The following is a 15,607-nucleotide window of genomic DNA, read 5'->3' as shown; positions in this document are numbered from 1 at the left end:
CCCGCCCACAGCCACTACTTCCGATCGATCGGCCGCCCGACGCCGACCGTTCGGCCTCGCACACGAAACGATCCGCGTCCATCCCCCACTTGAAGGAGTTCCGCATGAACCCGACACACGACCACACCATGAACACCATCACCAGCGCCGTCGCACTCGGCCGCGAAGGCCGTCCGGACGACGCGCGGGAAGCTCTGCTCGCCGTATGGGCCTCGCTCGGCCCACAGGGCGACCCGCTGCACCGGTGCACCCTCGCCCACTACCTGGCCGACTTGTACGACGACGCCGCCGAAGCGCTCACCTGGGACATCCGCGCACTGGACGCCGCCGACAGCCTTTCGGACGCTCGCGCTCGAACCTTCGACGAATCACTGCGGGTGACCGCGTTCTACCCGTCGCTGCACCTCAATCTCGCCGACGACTATCGCAGGCTCGGCTCGTTCGACGCCGCACAGCGCGAAATCGATGCCGCTCGCACACGTCTGCACACGCTCGCCGACGACGGCTACGGGGCGACGATCCGAACGGCGGTCGACGAAGTCGAGTCGGCTATCCGCGAACGGCGCACCGAACCCCGGGCCTCGGCCCCGAACGGAGGCCGCTGAAGCGCGAGCAGCCCGCACCGATTCGGTGCGGGCTGCTGCGGAGCGCGACTACTTCAAGCGAAGCTTGCCGAACAGACCGTCCTTCTCGTCGTCCGGTCCCGCGGTGAAGTACAGCGAGTCGGCGTCACCGAGGCTCTCGCCGTTGCCGAACATCAGCGCCCACAGTCCTTCGATGGCGACCGGCTTGCCGTCGGCATCGCGCAGGTAGTCGGCGAACTTGCCGGTGGTGTCGTCGTAGGCCAGCACGTGCCCCGCGCCGCCGAAGTTGCCGACCAGCAGTTTGCCGCTGAGCGGACCGAACCCGTCCGGCGCGATCGTCACCGCCCACGGGGCGTTGAGGCGCTTGCCGTCGTCGATTATCCGCACCAGTTTGCCGCCTGCGTCGAACTCGGCGAGCTTGCCCTTGTCCGGCTTGCCGCCCTCTTTGTCCTTGTCCAGCGAGTCCTCCTCACCGGCATCGAACTTGGTCGCGTCCTTCTCGTCCGGCTGGGTGGTGGCATAGGCGACGAAGACCCGGTTGCCGATGGTCGAGACGTTGAACGGCGCGGGATCGCCGGGCTTGGCCTTCTTGCCCTTTTCCGGCGCGGCCGGGTCGATCGCGTCGCCGGTGGCGAACGGGTTGGCGAAGCCGGTGGTCGGGATCAGCTGCCAGTTCTTGTCGAACGTCCGCACCTGCGGGTCGGCGCCGAAGTCCGCGGCCAGTAGCTTGTCACCGGAGGGAGCCAGCGCGATCCCGAAGAACTGCATCCCCTGCGACTGTCCGTCGAAGACCAGGTTGGCGGGGCCGTCGTGGCGCACGATCCGGCCCTCGAAGCCCAGCTCGGTCCAGGCGGAGATCTTGCCGGAGTCGGTGGCGAAGATGAACCGCGCCGAACCGTTCAGCGGCCCGCCTTCCTCCTCCACCGGCTGGTCGTGGACGACGAACAGGTCGGAGGTGATCGGCGCCGGGTTGAACACCACGCCGGTGGTCTTGCCCGCGCTCTTGTCCGAGGTGTCGGCGTCGGCGCCGGGGATGGTGACGATCTTCAGCGGGTCCTGGAAGAGCTTGTGCACTTTGTCGTCCGAGGACTTGGTCACGTCGCCGACGAACTGGAACGACTTGCCGCCCGCGCCGACCCAGAAGTGCCCACCGGCGCCCTTGGGGCGGTTGGCCAGCCCCCAGGCGTTCACCAGGTCGGGGAAAACGAACTGCGCCTTGTACTCCGCGTTGTTGGCCGCGAGATTGGTCTGGACGTATTTGTTGCCGTCGAGCGCGGGCACCTCGTCCGACTTCGAGTCCGAGCAGCCGGCCGCCACGACCAGCGCGACGCCAAGCGCCGACGCGCGCAGCAGACCACTTCGGGTCCGCGACCGGGGCGTACCGCCACGGCGCGACTCATTCCAGCGTCCGTTCAACTTCTTGTTTCCTTTCCGACCACACCACATTGGTGATAAGGCGAAGCTAACCTTAGCCTGCGGCAAATTCGGGAGTACCCGAACGGTTCGATGAGGACGGGTTTAGGCTGTTCGCCGTGGCCGAACCCCAGCCTGCGATTGCCCTGCACCCCGATATCGCTCCGCTCGCTCCACTGCTCGGCACGTGGCGCGGTAATGGGCAGGGTGAATACCCGACCATTCAGCCGTTCGGCTATGTCGAGGAAATCCGGTTCGGCCATCTCGGCCGCCCGTTCCTCACCTACCGGCAGAAGACCCGCGCCACCGACGACGGCAGGCCGCTACACGCCGAGACGGGCTATCTGCGTTGCCCGCGCCCCGACCGCGTCGAATTGATCCTCGCCCATCCCACCGGCATCACGGAAATCTGCGAGGGCTCGCTCGCCGTCGAGGACGGCACGCTGCGCATGGAATTGGACTCCACCGCTCTCGGCCGCAGCGGCACGGCGAAACTCGTGACCGCCCTCGGCCGATCGCTGCACCTCTCCGGCGACACCATCGACTACACACTTCGGATGGCGGCGGTCGGCGAACCACTGCAACATCACCTCGCCGCCACCCTGCTACGGAACTGACCCGGGCCGGAAAACGCTCGGCAACCGGCGCCGCCCACTGCTCAACTCGCTGACCAGGTCTTCGTAAGCGACCGCCGATTCGGCCAGCCGCTCCCACGCGAACCACAGGTCCCACTCCTGGTCGTCGGCCATGGCCGCGTGCGCGTACGCGCTCAGCCGCGCCAGGCGGTCGACCACCGAGCCGAACGATTCGGTGTGCAGATAGGCTCCGCCGCGCGCGGTGGGCAAACGAACCTCGACCCAGCGGTCGATGTCCCGAATCAGCCGTGACCGGCGCTCATCGCCGCCGCAACTACATTCCCCATCCACCCGGATGCGGCGAATATGGAGGTCAGCCAAGGTGCGCGCCCGCAGCAGCACGGGATGTCCCGGTGGCGGCACGTCTTCTCTACAGGCGCGCAGTAGTTGACTTCGCGTCGGCAGTCCTTCGCTCATACCGCACCTTTCCCACCCGCGCGGGCCAGCACGCAGTTCACGATCACCATCCCGGACGGACGAAACGTATCCCGCGGCGCTACCACCCACCGGCGGAATACTCCGTTCGCGTCAGCGGGTGACGGCAGCGCGATTTCACTGCCGAACGGCACGATCGAAACGTCGATCCGGAACAACGCGGCGAACAACCGCACGTCGTCGGGTAGATCCGGTCGGCACAGGAAAGTCCATCGGCGAGAACGGATATGCGCGATCACCGGCCCGATCGCCTGGCCACGGAAAAGTATATCGTCGCGCACGCGCTGCCCCAGCCTGTCGGGCATCGTGATCCCGCCCACCACGCCCGCCTTCACGACGATGCGGCCGATCTCCGGATGTATACCGGCGGGCAACCCACAGGTGCGGCGGTAAAACGCGCAGCGGGACGCGGGAGTGTCCGCGAATGCCGCATGATTCATTCGCCAGCCTCGATTCACATAGTTCGGTACGCGAAAATCCCGGTCGCTGGACCTGGAACCGTTGGCGCGGTTAAGGTTTCAGCACTTCTTCGATTGGATCCGGGCGCGTTCAGTGAAGCACCGGATATCGCTGGGCGGGAATGTTCTCAGTGGTGGAATCGGGCGGAAACGGCCCAGGTTCCAAGGCCCCCCGCCACAAGGTTCCAGTTAGGTACCCGACAACTAGTTCGGCTACGAAAGGGATTAGTCGTGACTTCAACAGGTTCCACCCTGCCTCGCCGGATGCTGGGGCGTCAGCTCCGGGCGCTGCGAATCAACGCGGGCATCAGCGCGGAATACGCCCGTGACGCGATCGACGTGAGCAAGCAGACCCTGTGGCGGATCGAGACCGGGCAGTCCGTCCGGCTTCATCCGCTGGTCATCGAAGGGCTGTGCAAGCTGTACGGGGCGTCCGAGGAACGCACCGCCATCCTGCTCAACCTGGTCGAGGAGACCAAGCGCACCGGATGGTGGCATGCGTTCAACGACACCATCCTTGAAGACTTCAACCTCTTCGTGGAGTTGGAGGCGACAGCCGAGCGACTCGTCTCCTACCAAACAACCCTGCTCCCCGGCCTCTTGCAAACCGATGAGTATCGCCGCGCCCTTATCTGGGTGGACTTCCCAACGATTTCCGGACCAGAAGTCGAACGAATGATCGAGGTCTTCAGGCAACGAAAGTCACGTCTGGACAGCGATTCAAACCTCTTGCGCATGGATGCCGTCATCGACGAATCCGCGCTGCGGCGGGCGGTCGGCGGCCCCTCGGTCATGGCCGATCAGCTCTGGCATCTGACACGAGTTGGTGGGCAACAGAATATTTCGGTGCGAGTGGTCCCGCTCGCAGCGGAGACATACGTAGGGCTCGGCGTCGGCCCGTTCGCGATGCTCGAGTTCCCCAAACACCCCACTGCCCATCTCACCGAACCACCGGTTGTCTACGTGCAGGGCTTCACAGGCAACCTGTATCTTGAGAAGCCCGAGGAGATCCGGCAACACCGCCAGGCGTACGCCGATATCCAGCGATCGGCACTGGATCAAGAGCGAAGCCGAGCCCTCATCCGCAAGATCGCCAAGGAGTACGCCGAGTGAACGACGGCCTTTCTGAAGCCACCTGGTTCAAGAGCAGCTACAGCAGTGCGTCAAGGGACTGTGTCGAAGTCGCGTTCCTGAGCGGAGGTTCGGTGGGTGTACGCGACTCGAAGAATCCCACCGGCATGGCTCTGGTGTTCACTCCGCGCGAGTGGGACTCGTTCACCGCCTGCATAGCCAACGGAGAAGTCGACCGTTACCAACCCTGACGGAGCCGTTTGCCCCCGTCCCTGGACCTCCCAGTCGGGGGTCCAGGGTGCTCGATCCAACCGGAGTTTCCGGGACGAGCGATGCATGTCGGCACGCTTGCGCCCTAGGGAAATCTCCCGGTAGCGTCAACATTCACTGCAGGGGGCGGAGGAGCTGGTCCGGCCCTGGAGGGTCCAGGAAACCACACACCGGTGCACGAGGGGAACCAATGACTTCAGGGCGGAAATCTCGGCGACTGACCATCCTCGCTCTCGGTGCCACACTCGTTCTTCCAGGCTGCGATTCCTCAACCGATCATGCCGCGCCAACGGTAGCCACGTCCACCAGCCCCAGCATCGCCCCTGACGTACCCACCGGCTACGACCCGTGCACCGACATCCCACAAAGCGTGCTGGATTCAGAGAGCCTGCGCAGTAAGGACAAGCAGGACTCGAACGCGTCCGGCGGGGTCAAGTGGCGTGGTTGCGCTTGGCTCCAGACTGACGGCTACGCCCCGGTCATCACCACGACAAACATCACTGTGGACATGGTGCGGGACAAGAAGTTTGCAGATACGCGCGAGTACACGATCAACGGTCGTCGCGCGATCTCGACACGGCAGGTCGATGAGCACCCCGATGCAGTGTGCACGATCAACGTGGAGATGAAGGGCGGAAGCCTCGAAATATTCCTCAGCAATCCGCCGTCGCGCAAAAATACGGGGAGCCTGGATACTTGCGCACTGGCACGGACGCTCGCCGAGAAGGTAGTGCCAACAATGCCTGCCACGTCCTGAAACTCGCTGAAGCGATCGAACTCACCGGGAGGGAGTAACACATGGGTGACGACAGCGCGCAGCCGCCTCGGCCGATGGCGAACATTTTGAGCGCGACCAAAGAGGGCCAGCTAGAGATGCGGATGTCCGCAGAGGACTTCATCTACATTGACCGCGATTGCGAGTATTTCAAGAGCGCCATTCAGAAGATCCAGAGGTCCATGGATTTTGTTTCAAAGCAGTCTCACTGGGGCTTGGGCGAGGGCGACGGCGACATGGTCTCGGCACAAACCTTGGTCGATAGATTCAAAAAGAAGGCCCGCGGCGCGGAAGACAACAACAGCGTCTATCAGATCATGGAAGATCACTATCGGATCGTCGAGGACATCCAAGAGGTGCATAGACTCGCCCGTGATTGAATCATGCAGGTAGACAGTGACTTTGCCGCAGATTTCAACCGGTTGAACACCACCCTGCCCGAGCGCCCGCCCGTCGGAGTCCAGTTCTCACCGCCCAGGCTCCCGAATGGAGCGGACAAATGAACGGCTACGAGAACAAGCGCATCCCGAACGGTGGTGAGCACACCGACAGCTGGGAACACTCCCGCATCAACGACACGTTCAAGCCGCTCGACCCCACCGACACGTTCACCCAAGCTGACACGTACTGGCAAGCTCGCAACGAGTGGGAGCGAGGTGTTGAGACTTTCGCGCGCTCCATCCAGACTTCCATTGCGCAAGCCTGGTCCGGCCCCGCAGCGGAGCAGTCCAAGAGCTCCATCGCCAAATACACCAGCGACGCACAGAATCTGACGACATCCCTCGAGGAGCTGTACTACCGGGTTCGCGACGCCGCCACCGCGATCACCGATACGAAGAAGGCCATCCCCGATCTCGTCAATATCCCGTTCGAGGATCGCATTTTCAATCCGAGGCGCTGGAACCTGTCGAGCGAACGCTTCCTGGCCGAACAATCCGCACGCGTCGCGATGCAGGAATACTACGTACAACCGTTCAGCGAGATGGACGGCAAGATTCCGGTGCTGCCCACTCCGGTCGGCCCGACCGCGTCGGTGGACATCCCAGCGCCCCCTCCAGGCGGATACCACAGCGACGATAGCGGCGGCCCCTCGTCGAACGACTCCGGCAACGGTCCTACCAGCACCGATTCCGGTACTCCCGGTAAGGACGGCGACGGCAAGCCCGAGACGACAAGCGCCGAAGAACAGCAGCAGTCCACCGACGAGTCGACCCAGAACCAGCAATCCTCCGACACGACGGCGTCCGATACCACGACCAAGCCCGCAGGCGTGGACCCCACGTCGACGACTCCCGCCTCCACCACGGACCCGACGAAGACCACGTCGACGGGCACCCCGACCCCGCACAGCCCGGGCACACCGGGCAGCCCCGGCACGCCCGGCACAACGAACCAGCCGCAACCGGGACGCAGCATCGCGGGCGCACCGGGAACGCCGAACACATCAATGAATCCGGCAGCCGCGGCGCGGACCACCTCCGGACTGCGAGGCACGAGCGGAACGTCGGGCATGATGCCGCACGGCTCTCGCGGCAGCGGTAAGGACGATGAATCCGAGCACAAGACACCGGACTACCTGATCACCCAGGAGAACACCGACGAGCTGCTCGGTGAGCCTCCGAGGACTCTGCCGGATGGCGTCATCGGCGGCACGCCCGACTGATCGCCCGCACACTTCTCGACTCGGCGCACGCCCGCATCCATAGGTAGCGGGCGTGCGTGGATATTGGCCGCTCCGACGCGGCCGGATTGGACCCCACATGGCTGAATGGACCTGGGACCCGGACGACTTCGCCGCTCTCTGGTACGGCGACGCGCACGATCGCATCCCCAGCCCACTGCGCTACACCAGCCGTTTCGCCTTCCGCGACGACTTCGCCGCCCACCGCGCCGCCGTGTGGCAGCGCTACTCCGCGGACGAACTGGACGAGATCGCCGCGGCCTTCCGCACCCTCGGCGACTCCGATCTCCGGATCGAAATCCTCGGCGGCACCTGCAAACACAAGAACAGCACCGGCCCCGACGACATCCGCGAATACCGCATCCTCGGCGCACGCGACACCTACCGCGCCGTCGTCCTCAGCCAGGCCGGCAATCAACACGAACACGGCCCGATCCGCGCCCGCCTGTTCCCCGCCGAACAACTCCCCGCACGCCTCGTGAACGCCATTCCCCCCTGCGCCCCCGGAGCGGAGAAACCGGCCACCTTCCACCCCGACGACCTGGTCCCCCGCCGCGACACCTACCTCCAGGACAACGCCCGCAACACCCCCCGCGAGCAATACCAACGCCTCCTCGGCCGCCCCGTCGACGGCGGCGGCACCGCCGTCCTCATCACCGCCCCCCTGCACACCCACACCAAACCCACCAAAGTCCTCCAGTGGCACGACATCACCACCGACGGCCGCTACACCGAACACCGCACCGACCACATCACCGTCCGCCCCACCACCCCCACCGACCTGACCACCCACTTCACAACCTGGATCGACCAAGCCCTCCAACGCCTCGAAGCCGCCCGCCCCGAAAGCTGGTAGCAATCCATTGGAACCGAACCGGGTCCCGCGGCGTCCAACTAGTTCAGATAACCGCTGTAGGTCGCTCAAGAGCGACCGAGGAGAGGATGCCGCAGTGAATACTGAGGGTGTGCATGCACCCCGTTGCGAGGTGGGATCGAAAGTAAATGAACAGGTCGGTATCCGCACGGTCGGTACGGGTTCGTTCACCGTGAACCTCCATGACGGTCGACTTCCCGTCGCCGTCGATGCGGATCGGACCCACCACACTCGCTTGCACCCGCCGGGATTTTCCGCCGCCGCGATGACCGCGATTTCGGACCAGACGAATATTTGCACATCATTGACTGACAAACGCCGCGAGGTACTCTGATGGCGGTTCAAGGCCACTACAATCACTACGACGACCCCGATGAATTCTGGGATGACGAGCCGCTCGAACCGAGGCGAACTCATCGCCCACGGAGCGCCGCGGTGCCACCTTCTACCCGTCCGGAATCATCAGCGTCTTCGCTTGCGCCGCTGTCGCAACAGGCAGTACGGAGCGATCGAGAAACCCAACCACTCGCGATCCAATATGCTGCCGGATCCTCACTCGTCTCGATGGATCTCGATGGCGGATTTTTACCAGTCAGCATCGATTTCAGTTCTGGGTGGCGCACTCACGTTGCTCCCCATGAAGTGAGCGACGAGTTGATGTCGGCATACAGGGCGGCAGCATCCATGCGCCTGGATCGGTTGTACTCTACTGGCCGTTTACCTTCCCCACAAGAAATTTCAGAGACGGCGGTTCCGGACCGGCGGAAGATACTTATGGTGCTGCTGGAGACCGAAACCTGGGAGCAGTTCAGTGAAACGTCCAGCAGGATGCTAAGAGACGCTGAATATCAGGTGTACGGTAGGGCGGAAACTTCTGACAGATATTTCGCTGAAGTGGTTGCCGATCGAACCTACCTACGGTCTATCAAGATTTCGTCGTCCTGGCCCGGGTCCACCGACCCTCATCAACTCTCCGACGAAATTTTGCGGTGCGCGCAGCAAATCCGCTCGTTGCGCCCGACATTCGAAGCTCGGCGGGACTACTCACGATACACCGAAGCAGATCTCGAGTACCACTTGGATCGCCACAGAGAACGACTTCTGGACGAGAGGCCGATATGACATCCGACAAGGTAACTGTCTCACTGAATCTGATGCAGCACGCTGTGAACAAATGGAATGAGGCTGCCGATCATCTGAACCGCGCGGCTATGAGAACCTTCGCCGTCGACATTCCCGAGGGAAAAGCCGGCGCGTTCGCCCTCACCCTGGAAAAGTACAGACCCGCCCCGAGCTACTTCCTCGGCAGAATGCTTGAAGGAAAGACCGTGTTCGAGGACATAGCCTCGGTACTCAAACAGGCACACGATACATATGAGGCAGAGGATATCGCTGGCGCGCATGCCATCCAAAGCAAAGCCGGTGAACTGTGACTACTACCCGCGAGGAGTTGATCAGACAGATAGACGCCATTCGGTCGAGTAAGAACGACATCGGCAACCTGCCCCAAAAAGTACAGGACTGGCATGGGGATTTGGTCAAGCTGATCCGCGCGGAGGGGTACACCGGCGGATTGGTCACCGGTGGCGTGTTCACGACCGAAATGCAAGTAGATTTGGTATGGGCGAACCGCGATCAGATCAATAAGGCACTGGGTGAAACCTGGGACAAGCTTGCTGAAATGGAACCCGGACTCGAAGTCCCGGTTACTTTTATCGACTATGCGAACGAATGGCGCAATATAAGGAACGATATCTTCAATGCAAGCAATGCATTCTCGGAAACAGACCTCACAGGCGAATGGGAAGGCGATGCCGCCAACCGATACAGGGAACTGCGCATGCGACAGAAGCTCGCCCTGGACACCATGCCGCAAGTATGCGAGACAATAGCGACAAGCCTTGAGAGAATTGCCCAGAACGAGCTCGCCCTCTACACTGATCTCGCGACCAAATCAAAGGATCTGGTAACGAAAGTTCTGACTGTCGTTACAAGTCTAATCAAGTCCTTCTTCAATTTCCCTCTCGGTCCCATATCAGCCTCAACCGACCTGGTGGCGGCAGTGGATGCATCGAAGACCTTCATCCTTGGAGCTGCTACGTCCATTGCAACAAACGCTCAGACAAATATGATCGAAGGCAACAAGATTACACAAAATATATCGGCCCAAGCTGGCCTCCCTGAAAACAAATGGCCTCCGGGAGTCGTCGCAAGTTACGGCGAGGGTATCAATGGGCTTCGTATCGCACTCGGCGATGCATCGGTGAATGATGGCGACAAATCAGATTGGAAGCTCCAGCTGTGATCGGAATCTTTCGGTTTATGACGGTGGCCGTAGTTGCTGCAGCACTGACAGCCGGATGCGCCACGTCGCCTTCGCCTTCGCCACCATCTCCAGAGCAGCCGGCCGCTGTAACCCAGGGCGCCTTGTGCGATTCGCTGCTCACTTTCTTTGGCAACCAACTCGGCGCAGTTGACTTGACCGCGGTGCCGCTCTTCAATCGTGAAGAAACGATTTCACCCGGCGGGATTTGCACAGTCATCAACAGCACGAGCCAGAGGGCGAATGGCAGGGTATCGTTACGGAATGCACCGAACGCCCCGGACCCGACTGAAGGTGTCGTAGGATTTAGAAAAACGACCGGACTGAATGATCCAGTTTGGGTTCTGGATATGCGCACCGACACTAGAAATCCCGGTATCGAAGTCGTTTTGGCAACCCGGATCGGAGAGTGGAATGGACAATTCAGGATCACCGAATCCGAAACCCGAACCGCAACTGGCATCCTGCATCTAACGGATGAGGACATTAATAGGGCTGCCCATTTTCTCGTCGAGCTGACCAGAAAGGTTTCAAAGGCTTAGCGGTCAGCTCCGCGGGTGGAAGCTGCCGACGCGGCCAAACCTGTTGCCTGAGGTGAGTTCGTTCGAAGGTGTTTCAGTGGGGTATTCACATTCCATCAACAATCGGTGGCCGCGCAGCTCTTCCGACGACTTCAACACCAACTCTCCCAGCTCCGAATGGCAGGCGACGTGATCTTCCGGAAGCTGCTTGCGATTTCGGCTCTGGGAGTGCTGCTTTCGGCCTGCGATTTGTTTTCGCACACTCATCCCGACAAGTATGAGATACCGACGAGCAGCCACACAATTCAGGAGTTGTGCGACTCTGCGAAACAGTTCTTCGTCACTCGAGCTGGTGCCGAAAATCTGCAGGTCAGCGCCGGCGCTGGCGGAAAATCGCTGACCGATAAGATCGGCACCGGCAATGGGTGTGTCTATGAGAAGGCAGACGGGTCCGCGTGGCCGTCTGCCCTCGGATACGTATCCCTGTTTCGCGTCACCGTCAGTGGTAACACCCTGTCCACACCTCCCGCGTCGACAGATAACTACCCGACCAAGGTTCTGACCGTGAACGGCGCGAGCGTCAAGGTCGCGACCGAGCCACTGCCCAAGGGGGGCGACCACGCCACCACACTGCTCGACGTCGACCTCACCACCACGGTCGACGGCTGGAAGGGCGAACTCCAGTTCCGAGCCACCGAAGCCCAAACGACGCGAGATGACCAACTGACCCGAGAAGGCGCGCAGGTGCTCATCGACACGATCCGCGCTCTCAGGGGTTGACGGCAGGCCCTCCGTCAGCGGACCGCGACCGACGGCAGTGTGCGGCCGGTCTCGCTGTGCTCCAATGGGTTGTCGTTTATCGCCGCCGAAGCATCGCGTGATGGATGTAGTACTTGTCGACCTGGCGGGTGAAGACGCTCACCAGTTCCCAGCCGAAGTACGTGTCCAGCCATTCGATACAGGAAGCCAGTATCGACAAATTTCCGTCGTGGTTGGCTTTCAGCAGGCCCGCATCCCAGGCGAGACCTCGCCGGGGTTGCGCGTAGATGACCAGGTACTTGCGCCGGTAGGTGCGCATGTCGACGGTTCCGTTCAGGACTGCCCTGGCGTCGAGTACCGTTCCCGGGCCCGCAGGGAGCAGCGGGGGCTGACCGTTCACGCTTCCGTTCCCACTCGCGCGGGTCGGGAGGCACGACCGAACCGCGCATCGGTGGCAGGCCGACGGAGGACGACCGGCCCCACAGTGATTCCCGCACCGGTTCTCCCGATCAATGAATCCCCCTCGGACGCAGCGCACTCGGACAGCACGACCGGGTCCACGATACCGCTTTCCCGCTGGTGCCGACGGGCTCCAGCCGCCGAGGCGTCGCCCGAGCTGCCATCACATCCGTCTGTGTCGCCGGACCCGGTGACGGCGTCGGAAGGTCGCCGCCGGGGCCGGTCAGAAGAGCCCGTCACCAGGGTGCGATGGTCCGGCGGGCTACGTGCCGGGCGACGGTGGGATTCTCGAGATCCAAATGCCGGCTGGGCACCAGCAGATAGACGCTCGCGGCCGCGTCGGCTACGGCGCCATGCTGGTGCGCCTGGTGACCCGTCTCGACCCTCGCGCCCTCACCGTGCCGACCCTGGTGATCGCCGGACGTACCGACCGCATCGCGCCGGCGCATCGCCCTCGCCTCCTCGCCGAGAAACTGCCGCGGTGGTGGAACTGGTCGAGTTCGGGACCAGGCACTGCGGACCACTCGAAGCACCGGACGAGGTGGCGGCGTTGCTGGCGTATCTCTCCGGCCGCGGCCGAGGCCATGTGACCCCGCGAGAACACCGCTGATAAGCGTTCGCACAGAATAGATTCGAAAACGGACAAAAACGGAGTGGCTGACTTATTGCCGAGGTAGCGGCGGTGGGCGCTAATGGAAAGAGCCGGGCCACTGAGTGAGTCGGGGCGCCCTCCCCCCGGCGTAGAGAAAACAATCTCCACGAAACCAGGAGGCATCGCCGTGCCCACAATCACTTCGATCACACCCACCTCGGGCCCCACCACGGGAGGCACCAGCGTCACGATCGCGGGCACCGGGTTCACCGGTCCGCTGACCGTGCGGTTCGGCTCCACCGCAACGACTTTCACCATCGACTCCGCCATACAGATCACGGCCGTCGCTCCCGCGGGGTCGGCCGGCGCGGTACAGGTGACGGTCAGCGATTCGGGCGGGACCAGCAACGGTGCCACCTACACCTATCTCGCCGTCCCGGCTCTGACCTCCATCGCCCCCGGCCAGGGGTCAACCGCCGGCGGGACGTCGGTCACACTCACCGGGTCCGGACTGACCGGTGCCACCGCCGTCACTTTCGGCACCACACCGGCGACTTCGTTCACCGTCGACTCGGATACGCAGATCACGGCCGTCGCCCCGGCGGGCACGGGCATCGTGTCGGTCACCGTCACCGCTCCAGGCGGCACCAGCCACGGGGTCACCTTCATCTATGTCGTGGTGCCCACCATCACGGCGGTCTCCCCTGCTTCGGGTCCCGCATCGGGCGGCAACAACGTCACGATCTCCGGCACCGGGTTCACCGGCCCGCTGACCGTCCGGTTCGGCAGTACCGCCACGACCTTCACCGTCGACTCCGCGTTGCAGATCACCGCCATCGCTCCCGGAGGTGCGACCGGATCCGTGCAGGTCACCGTCACCGGCTCGGGTGGCACCAGCAACGGCGTCACCTACACCTACGTCTGATCGAGACAGCCCACGGGCCGTCGCCGGGAATCCGGCGGCGGCCCGATCGCGTTGAGCGCCTGATTCACTGCGAGCTTCTCGCAGTCCCTCTCGAGCAGACCGTCCGCAACAGCAGGGTCCTTCCTTCACACCGGCGACCGACAGCGGCCACCTGCCCGGAAGCCCACGCGCCGTGGAACGGCTCGGCACCGATAGTGACTGCGCGCGACTGGATTCCGTCCGCAGGAGGGACGGTCGGCTGCCAAGGCGACAGTCCCAGCCTGCCATGTCGGCGAGAACAACTCCGGGGCAAGGCCCGACGATCCGTTCCCGGCGCTGGTCAACACGTGGCAACAATCTGGAAAACGGACAAAAACGGATCATCCTACACGTTGCCGACGCGCTGTTCCTGGGGCATAACGGAGTTAACCGATCCAACACCAGCTTCGGGCACCCCCGCTTTGGAGGAACCAGCAAACAGAGAGGCAGCGCCATGCCTACATTCCTCTCCCCGTCTTCGGGACGGCACGCGCGGGCTTCTCGTGTCACGGTGGCGACCGGCATTCGAGTGGACAGCATCGCGGTGGTGCGGGCGACAGCATCGCATCACGAACCGTCCTCCACCGCACACGGGTTCAACTAGATCCCGCTCGGGGTGGATTCCACGACACCGACACGGTCCGAACTCGCGACCGTGTCCCAACGGACCCCGACACCTGGGTGCGGCGCACAGTTCTCCAGTCATCGGGCTTCCAGACCGGCCGGCGGCACCGTCGATGCCGCAGCAAGAAAGAAAGGAAAGAACCGATGAACAAAGTAATCACGTTCCTGCACAGTGAGCCCGTCCGCGCATTGTTGTACCCACTGCTGGTCGCGCTGATCGGGTACGGAGTCGCCAAGGGCGTTGTCTCGTCCGACCTCTCCGGATTCGTCCTCGCCATCATCGCGGCGGCGCTGGGCCTGCCCGCGGTCGAGTCGGCACGCCACCGGGTCAGCCCGGCGCCACCGGACAGCGGTGAACCAGCATGAAAGCGACCAAGGAGAAGACCCGCCACGACCCCTTCGAGGTGGTGCTGTGCGCTGTCTTCGGCGCCTCGATGCTCTTGCAGTGCGTCTACGGGCCGCCACCTGATTCGGCGACCGCGGCCATGCCGTCGGGGCTCCGGACACTGTGGCTGGTTCTCATGCTGATCGGCTGCGCCACGACGCTGGTCGGTTTGTTCGCCCGGCACGTCTGGGGGTATCTGATCGAGCAGGTCGGTCTCGGGGCGCTCGGCTGGTCCCTGGTGGCCTTCGGTGCGCAGCTGCTGCTGTTGCAGCTCGAGAACCGAAGCCTCGGCACGGCCACGTTTCTCGGCGGTCCGCTGCCGATCGCGCTGGGCGTCGCGTTCCTGTGGAAGCGCCGCCAGGTGCTGCAAGACGTGCGGACGCTGCACGCGGTGAAGGTGAGGGAGGCGTCATGAACCTGGTACAGCAGTCGCCGCTCTTCGCCGCGCTGGTGCTCATCGCCAGCTCATCGGCGCTGTCGGCGGCGGTGACGGCGTGGTTCAAGCGCGGCGACGTCGACGCCAACATGACCAAGACGAAGGCCGACGCGGCGAAAGTCCTCAGCGACCTGGCCATTTCGCAGACACAGCAGATGTCCGAGCAGATGGGCGAGTTCCGCATGGCGCTGCGGGCACACCGGGAGTGGGATCGGAAGATGGTGAGCCGGGTGCGGCAGGCGGGCATCGAATTCGACGATCCGCCCGAACTGTTCCTGTGACGCGGACAGGAGCTCGACGAGCGGGACACCGCGAGGCCATTTTCCAGTGGTCGCCGAATGTTCGCGGCTCTCCCTGCTCCGGCCAGCC

Annotated in this window: 24 protein-coding genes; 19 read left to right on the top strand and 5 right to left on the bottom strand. The window is 63.3% G+C overall.

Going from position 1 to position 15,607, the window contains the following annotated elements:
- Positions 1 to 104: 104 nt before the first annotated feature.
- Positions 105 to 605 (top strand): hypothetical protein, encoded by a 501-nt coding sequence (locus tag ABZW96_RS00755; RefSeq protein WP_355069995.1) that lies wholly within the window; start codon positions 105 to 107, stop codon positions 603 to 605.
- Positions 606 to 653: 48 nt separating this feature from the next.
- Here ABZW96_RS00755 and ABZW96_RS00750 read toward each other — a convergent pair whose 3' ends face one another.
- Positions 654 to 1,937, bottom strand: coding sequence for a TIGR03118 family protein (locus tag ABZW96_RS00750; RefSeq protein ID WP_355070992.1), 1,284 nt, complete (start codon positions 1,935 to 1,937; stop codon positions 654 to 656).
- Between the two features lie 179 nt (positions 1,938 to 2,116).
- On the opposite strand from ABZW96_RS00750, the gene ABZW96_RS00745 reads away from it, so the two are divergent.
- Complete coding sequence (locus ABZW96_RS00745) at positions 2,117 to 2,614, top strand: peroxynitrite isomerase (RefSeq protein ID WP_355069993.1); 498 nt, start codon at positions 2,117 to 2,119, stop codon at positions 2,612 to 2,614.
- Here the strand turns inward: ABZW96_RS00745 and ABZW96_RS00740 are convergent.
- Positions 2,603 to 3,049, bottom strand: a complete 447-nt coding sequence (locus ABZW96_RS00740; RefSeq protein ID WP_355069991.1) for a DUF4254 domain-containing protein — start codon at positions 3,047 to 3,049, stop codon at positions 2,603 to 2,605. The genes ABZW96_RS00745 and ABZW96_RS00740 overlap by 12 nt on opposite strands.
- Positions 3,046 to 3,507, bottom strand: a complete 462-nt coding sequence (locus ABZW96_RS00735; protein ID WP_355069989.1) for a DNA-directed RNA polymerase subunit beta — start codon at positions 3,505 to 3,507, stop codon at positions 3,046 to 3,048. The genes ABZW96_RS00740 and ABZW96_RS00735 overlap by 4 nt, the downstream gene beginning before the upstream one ends.
- Positions 3,508 to 3,756: 249 nt before the next feature.
- Between ABZW96_RS00735 and ABZW96_RS00730 the strand changes: the two genes are divergently transcribed.
- The 12 genes from ABZW96_RS00730 (at position 3,757) to ABZW96_RS00675 (ending at position 11,820) form a co-directional block, all read left to right on the top strand.
- Positions 3,757 to 4,638 carry a helix-turn-helix transcriptional regulator gene (locus ABZW96_RS00730; RefSeq protein ID WP_355069987.1) on the top strand — a complete coding sequence of 294 codons (882 nt, stop codon included), beginning with the start codon at positions 3,757 to 3,759 and terminating at the stop codon, positions 4,636 to 4,638.
- Positions 4,635 to 4,847: a DUF397 domain-containing protein gene (locus tag ABZW96_RS00725; RefSeq protein ID WP_355069985.1), complete on the top strand. Its 213-nt coding sequence runs from the start codon at positions 4,635 to 4,637 to the stop codon at positions 4,845 to 4,847. Before ABZW96_RS00730 ends, ABZW96_RS00725 begins: the two co-directional genes overlap by 4 nt.
- Positions 4,848 to 5,056: 209 nt before the next feature.
- Complete coding sequence (locus ABZW96_RS00720) at positions 5,057 to 5,623, top strand: DUF3558 domain-containing protein (protein WP_355069983.1); 567 nt, start codon at positions 5,057 to 5,059, stop codon at positions 5,621 to 5,623.
- Positions 5,624 to 5,664: 41 nt separating this feature from the next.
- Positions 5,665 to 6,021 carry a hypothetical protein gene (locus tag ABZW96_RS00715; RefSeq protein WP_355069981.1) on the top strand — a complete coding sequence of 119 codons (357 nt, stop codon included), beginning with the start codon at positions 5,665 to 5,667 and terminating at the stop codon, positions 6,019 to 6,021.
- A gap of 119 nt (positions 6,022 to 6,140) precedes the next feature.
- Complete coding sequence (locus ABZW96_RS00710; protein ID WP_355069979.1) at positions 6,141 to 7,304, top strand: hypothetical protein; 1,164 nt, start codon at positions 6,141 to 6,143, stop codon at positions 7,302 to 7,304.
- 97 nt (positions 7,305 to 7,401) lie between these two features.
- Complete coding sequence (locus ABZW96_RS00705; protein WP_355069977.1) at positions 7,402 to 8,178, top strand: ESX secretion-associated protein EspG; 777 nt, start codon at positions 7,402 to 7,404, stop codon at positions 8,176 to 8,178.
- A 94-nt stretch (positions 8,179 to 8,272) separates the two neighbouring features.
- Positions 8,273 to 8,530 carry a hypothetical protein gene (locus tag ABZW96_RS00700; protein WP_355069975.1) on the top strand — a complete coding sequence of 86 codons (258 nt, stop codon included), beginning with the start codon at positions 8,273 to 8,275 and terminating at the stop codon, positions 8,528 to 8,530.
- Positions 8,530 to 9,318: a hypothetical protein gene (locus ABZW96_RS00695; protein ID WP_355069973.1), complete on the top strand. Its 789-nt coding sequence runs from the start codon at positions 8,530 to 8,532 to the stop codon at positions 9,316 to 9,318. The genes ABZW96_RS00700 and ABZW96_RS00695 overlap by 1 nt, the downstream gene beginning before the upstream one ends.
- The gene (locus ABZW96_RS00690) at positions 9,315 to 9,629 is read left to right on the top strand and encodes a hypothetical protein (protein WP_355069971.1); all 315 of its coding nucleotides are present in this window, start codon (positions 9,315 to 9,317) and stop codon (positions 9,627 to 9,629) included. Before ABZW96_RS00695 ends, ABZW96_RS00690 begins: the two co-directional genes overlap by 4 nt.
- Positions 9,626 to 10,501, top strand: coding sequence for a hypothetical protein (locus ABZW96_RS00685; protein WP_355069969.1), 876 nt, complete (start codon positions 9,626 to 9,628; stop codon positions 10,499 to 10,501). The genes ABZW96_RS00690 and ABZW96_RS00685 overlap by 4 nt, the downstream gene beginning before the upstream one ends.
- Positions 10,502 to 10,518: 17 nt before the next feature.
- Positions 10,519 to 11,061: a hypothetical protein gene (locus ABZW96_RS00680; protein ID WP_355069967.1), complete on the top strand. Its 543-nt coding sequence runs from the start codon at positions 10,519 to 10,521 to the stop codon at positions 11,059 to 11,061.
- Positions 11,062 to 11,166: 105 nt separating this feature from the next.
- Positions 11,167 to 11,820, top strand: coding sequence for a hypothetical protein (locus ABZW96_RS00675; RefSeq protein WP_355069965.1), 654 nt, complete (start codon positions 11,167 to 11,169; stop codon positions 11,818 to 11,820).
- 76 nt (positions 11,821 to 11,896) lie between these two features.
- On the opposite strand, the gene ABZW96_RS00670 is transcribed toward ABZW96_RS00675, so the two are convergent.
- Both ABZW96_RS00670 and ABZW96_RS00665 read right to left on the bottom strand, forming a co-directional pair.
- Positions 11,897 to 12,199: a hypothetical protein gene (locus ABZW96_RS00670; protein WP_355069963.1), complete on the bottom strand. Its 303-nt coding sequence runs from the start codon at positions 12,197 to 12,199 to the stop codon at positions 11,897 to 11,899.
- A gap of 295 nt (positions 12,200 to 12,494) precedes the next feature.
- The gene (locus ABZW96_RS00665; RefSeq protein WP_355069961.1) at positions 12,495 to 12,707 is read right to left on the bottom strand and encodes a hypothetical protein; all 213 of its coding nucleotides are present in this window, start codon (positions 12,705 to 12,707) and stop codon (positions 12,495 to 12,497) included.
- Positions 12,708 to 12,739: 32 nt separating this feature from the next.
- Between ABZW96_RS00665 and ABZW96_RS00660 the strand changes: the two genes are divergently transcribed.
- The 5 genes from ABZW96_RS00660 to ABZW96_RS00640 all read left to right on the top strand — a co-directional run bounded on the left by ABZW96_RS00660 (position 12,740) and on the right by ABZW96_RS00640 (position 15,519).
- Entirely contained in the window at positions 12,740 to 12,868 is a 129-nt protein-coding gene (locus ABZW96_RS00660) for a hypothetical protein (protein WP_355069960.1), read from the top strand.
- 169 nt (positions 12,869 to 13,037) lie between these two features.
- Entirely contained in the window at positions 13,038 to 13,775 is a 738-nt protein-coding gene (locus ABZW96_RS00655; RefSeq protein ID WP_355069958.1) for an IPT/TIG domain-containing protein, read from the top strand.
- Positions 13,776 to 14,561: 786 nt separating this feature from the next.
- The gene (locus tag ABZW96_RS00650; RefSeq protein WP_355069956.1) at positions 14,562 to 14,783 is read left to right on the top strand and encodes a hypothetical protein; all 222 of its coding nucleotides are present in this window, start codon (positions 14,562 to 14,564) and stop codon (positions 14,781 to 14,783) included.
- A complete protein-coding gene (locus tag ABZW96_RS00645) occupies positions 14,780 to 15,217 on the top strand; it encodes a hypothetical protein (RefSeq protein WP_355069954.1) in 438 nt (145 codons plus the stop codon). Before ABZW96_RS00650 ends, ABZW96_RS00645 begins: the two co-directional genes overlap by 4 nt.
- On the top strand, positions 15,214 to 15,519 hold the full coding sequence (locus ABZW96_RS00640; RefSeq protein WP_355069953.1) for a hypothetical protein: 306 nt from the start codon (positions 15,214 to 15,216) through the stop codon (positions 15,517 to 15,519). The genes ABZW96_RS00645 and ABZW96_RS00640 overlap by 4 nt, the downstream gene beginning before the upstream one ends.
- Positions 15,520 to 15,607 lie beyond the last annotated feature (88 nt).

Origin of the sequence: Nocardia sp. NPDC004168, assembly GCF_040610355.1 — a bacterium.
Lineage (GTDB): Bacteria > Actinomycetota > Actinomycetes > Mycobacteriales > Mycobacteriaceae > Nocardia > Nocardia sichangensis.
This window is presented reverse-complemented; position numbering and strand designations above follow the sequence as displayed.

Excerpts from the sequence above, each read along its gene's own strand:
- ABZW96_RS00665 (WP_355069961.1), bottom strand. The coding sequence starts at position 12,707 with ATGCGCCGGCGCGATGCGGTCGGTACGTCCGGCGATCACCAGGGTCGG.
- ABZW96_RS00645 (WP_355069954.1), top strand. The coding sequence starts at position 14,780 with ATGAAAGCGACCAAGGAGAAGACCCGCCACGACCCCTTCGAGGTGGTG.
- ABZW96_RS00715 (WP_355069981.1), top strand. The coding sequence starts at position 5,665 with ATGGGTGACGACAGCGCGCAGCCGCCTCGGCCGATGGCGAACATTTTG.
- ABZW96_RS00710 (WP_355069979.1), top strand. The coding sequence starts at position 6,141 with ATGAACGGCTACGAGAACAAGCGCATCCCGAACGGTGGTGAGCACACC.
- ABZW96_RS00735 (WP_355069989.1), bottom strand. The coding sequence starts at position 3,507 with ATGAATCATGCGGCATTCGCGGACACTCCCGCGTCCCGCTGCGCGTTT.
- ABZW96_RS00690 (WP_355069971.1), top strand. The coding sequence starts at position 9,315 with ATGACATCCGACAAGGTAACTGTCTCACTGAATCTGATGCAGCACGCT.
- ABZW96_RS00680 (WP_355069967.1), top strand. The coding sequence starts at position 10,519 with ATGACGGTGGCCGTAGTTGCTGCAGCACTGACAGCCGGATGCGCCACG.
- ABZW96_RS00740 (WP_355069991.1), bottom strand. The coding sequence starts at position 3,049 with ATGAGCGAAGGACTGCCGACGCGAAGTCAACTACTGCGCGCCTGTAGA.
- ABZW96_RS00695 (WP_355069973.1), top strand. The coding sequence starts at position 8,530 with ATGGCGGTTCAAGGCCACTACAATCACTACGACGACCCCGATGAATTC.
- ABZW96_RS00650 (WP_355069956.1), top strand. The coding sequence starts at position 14,562 with ATGAACAAAGTAATCACGTTCCTGCACAGTGAGCCCGTCCGCGCATTG.
- ABZW96_RS00705 (WP_355069977.1), top strand. The coding sequence starts at position 7,402 with ATGGCTGAATGGACCTGGGACCCGGACGACTTCGCCGCTCTCTGGTAC.
- ABZW96_RS00720 (WP_355069983.1), top strand. The coding sequence starts at position 5,057 with ATGACTTCAGGGCGGAAATCTCGGCGACTGACCATCCTCGCTCTCGGT.
- ABZW96_RS00640 (WP_355069953.1), top strand. The coding sequence starts at position 15,214 with ATGAACCTGGTACAGCAGTCGCCGCTCTTCGCCGCGCTGGTGCTCATC.
- ABZW96_RS00755 (WP_355069995.1), top strand. The coding sequence starts at position 105 with ATGAACCCGACACACGACCACACCATGAACACCATCACCAGCGCCGTC.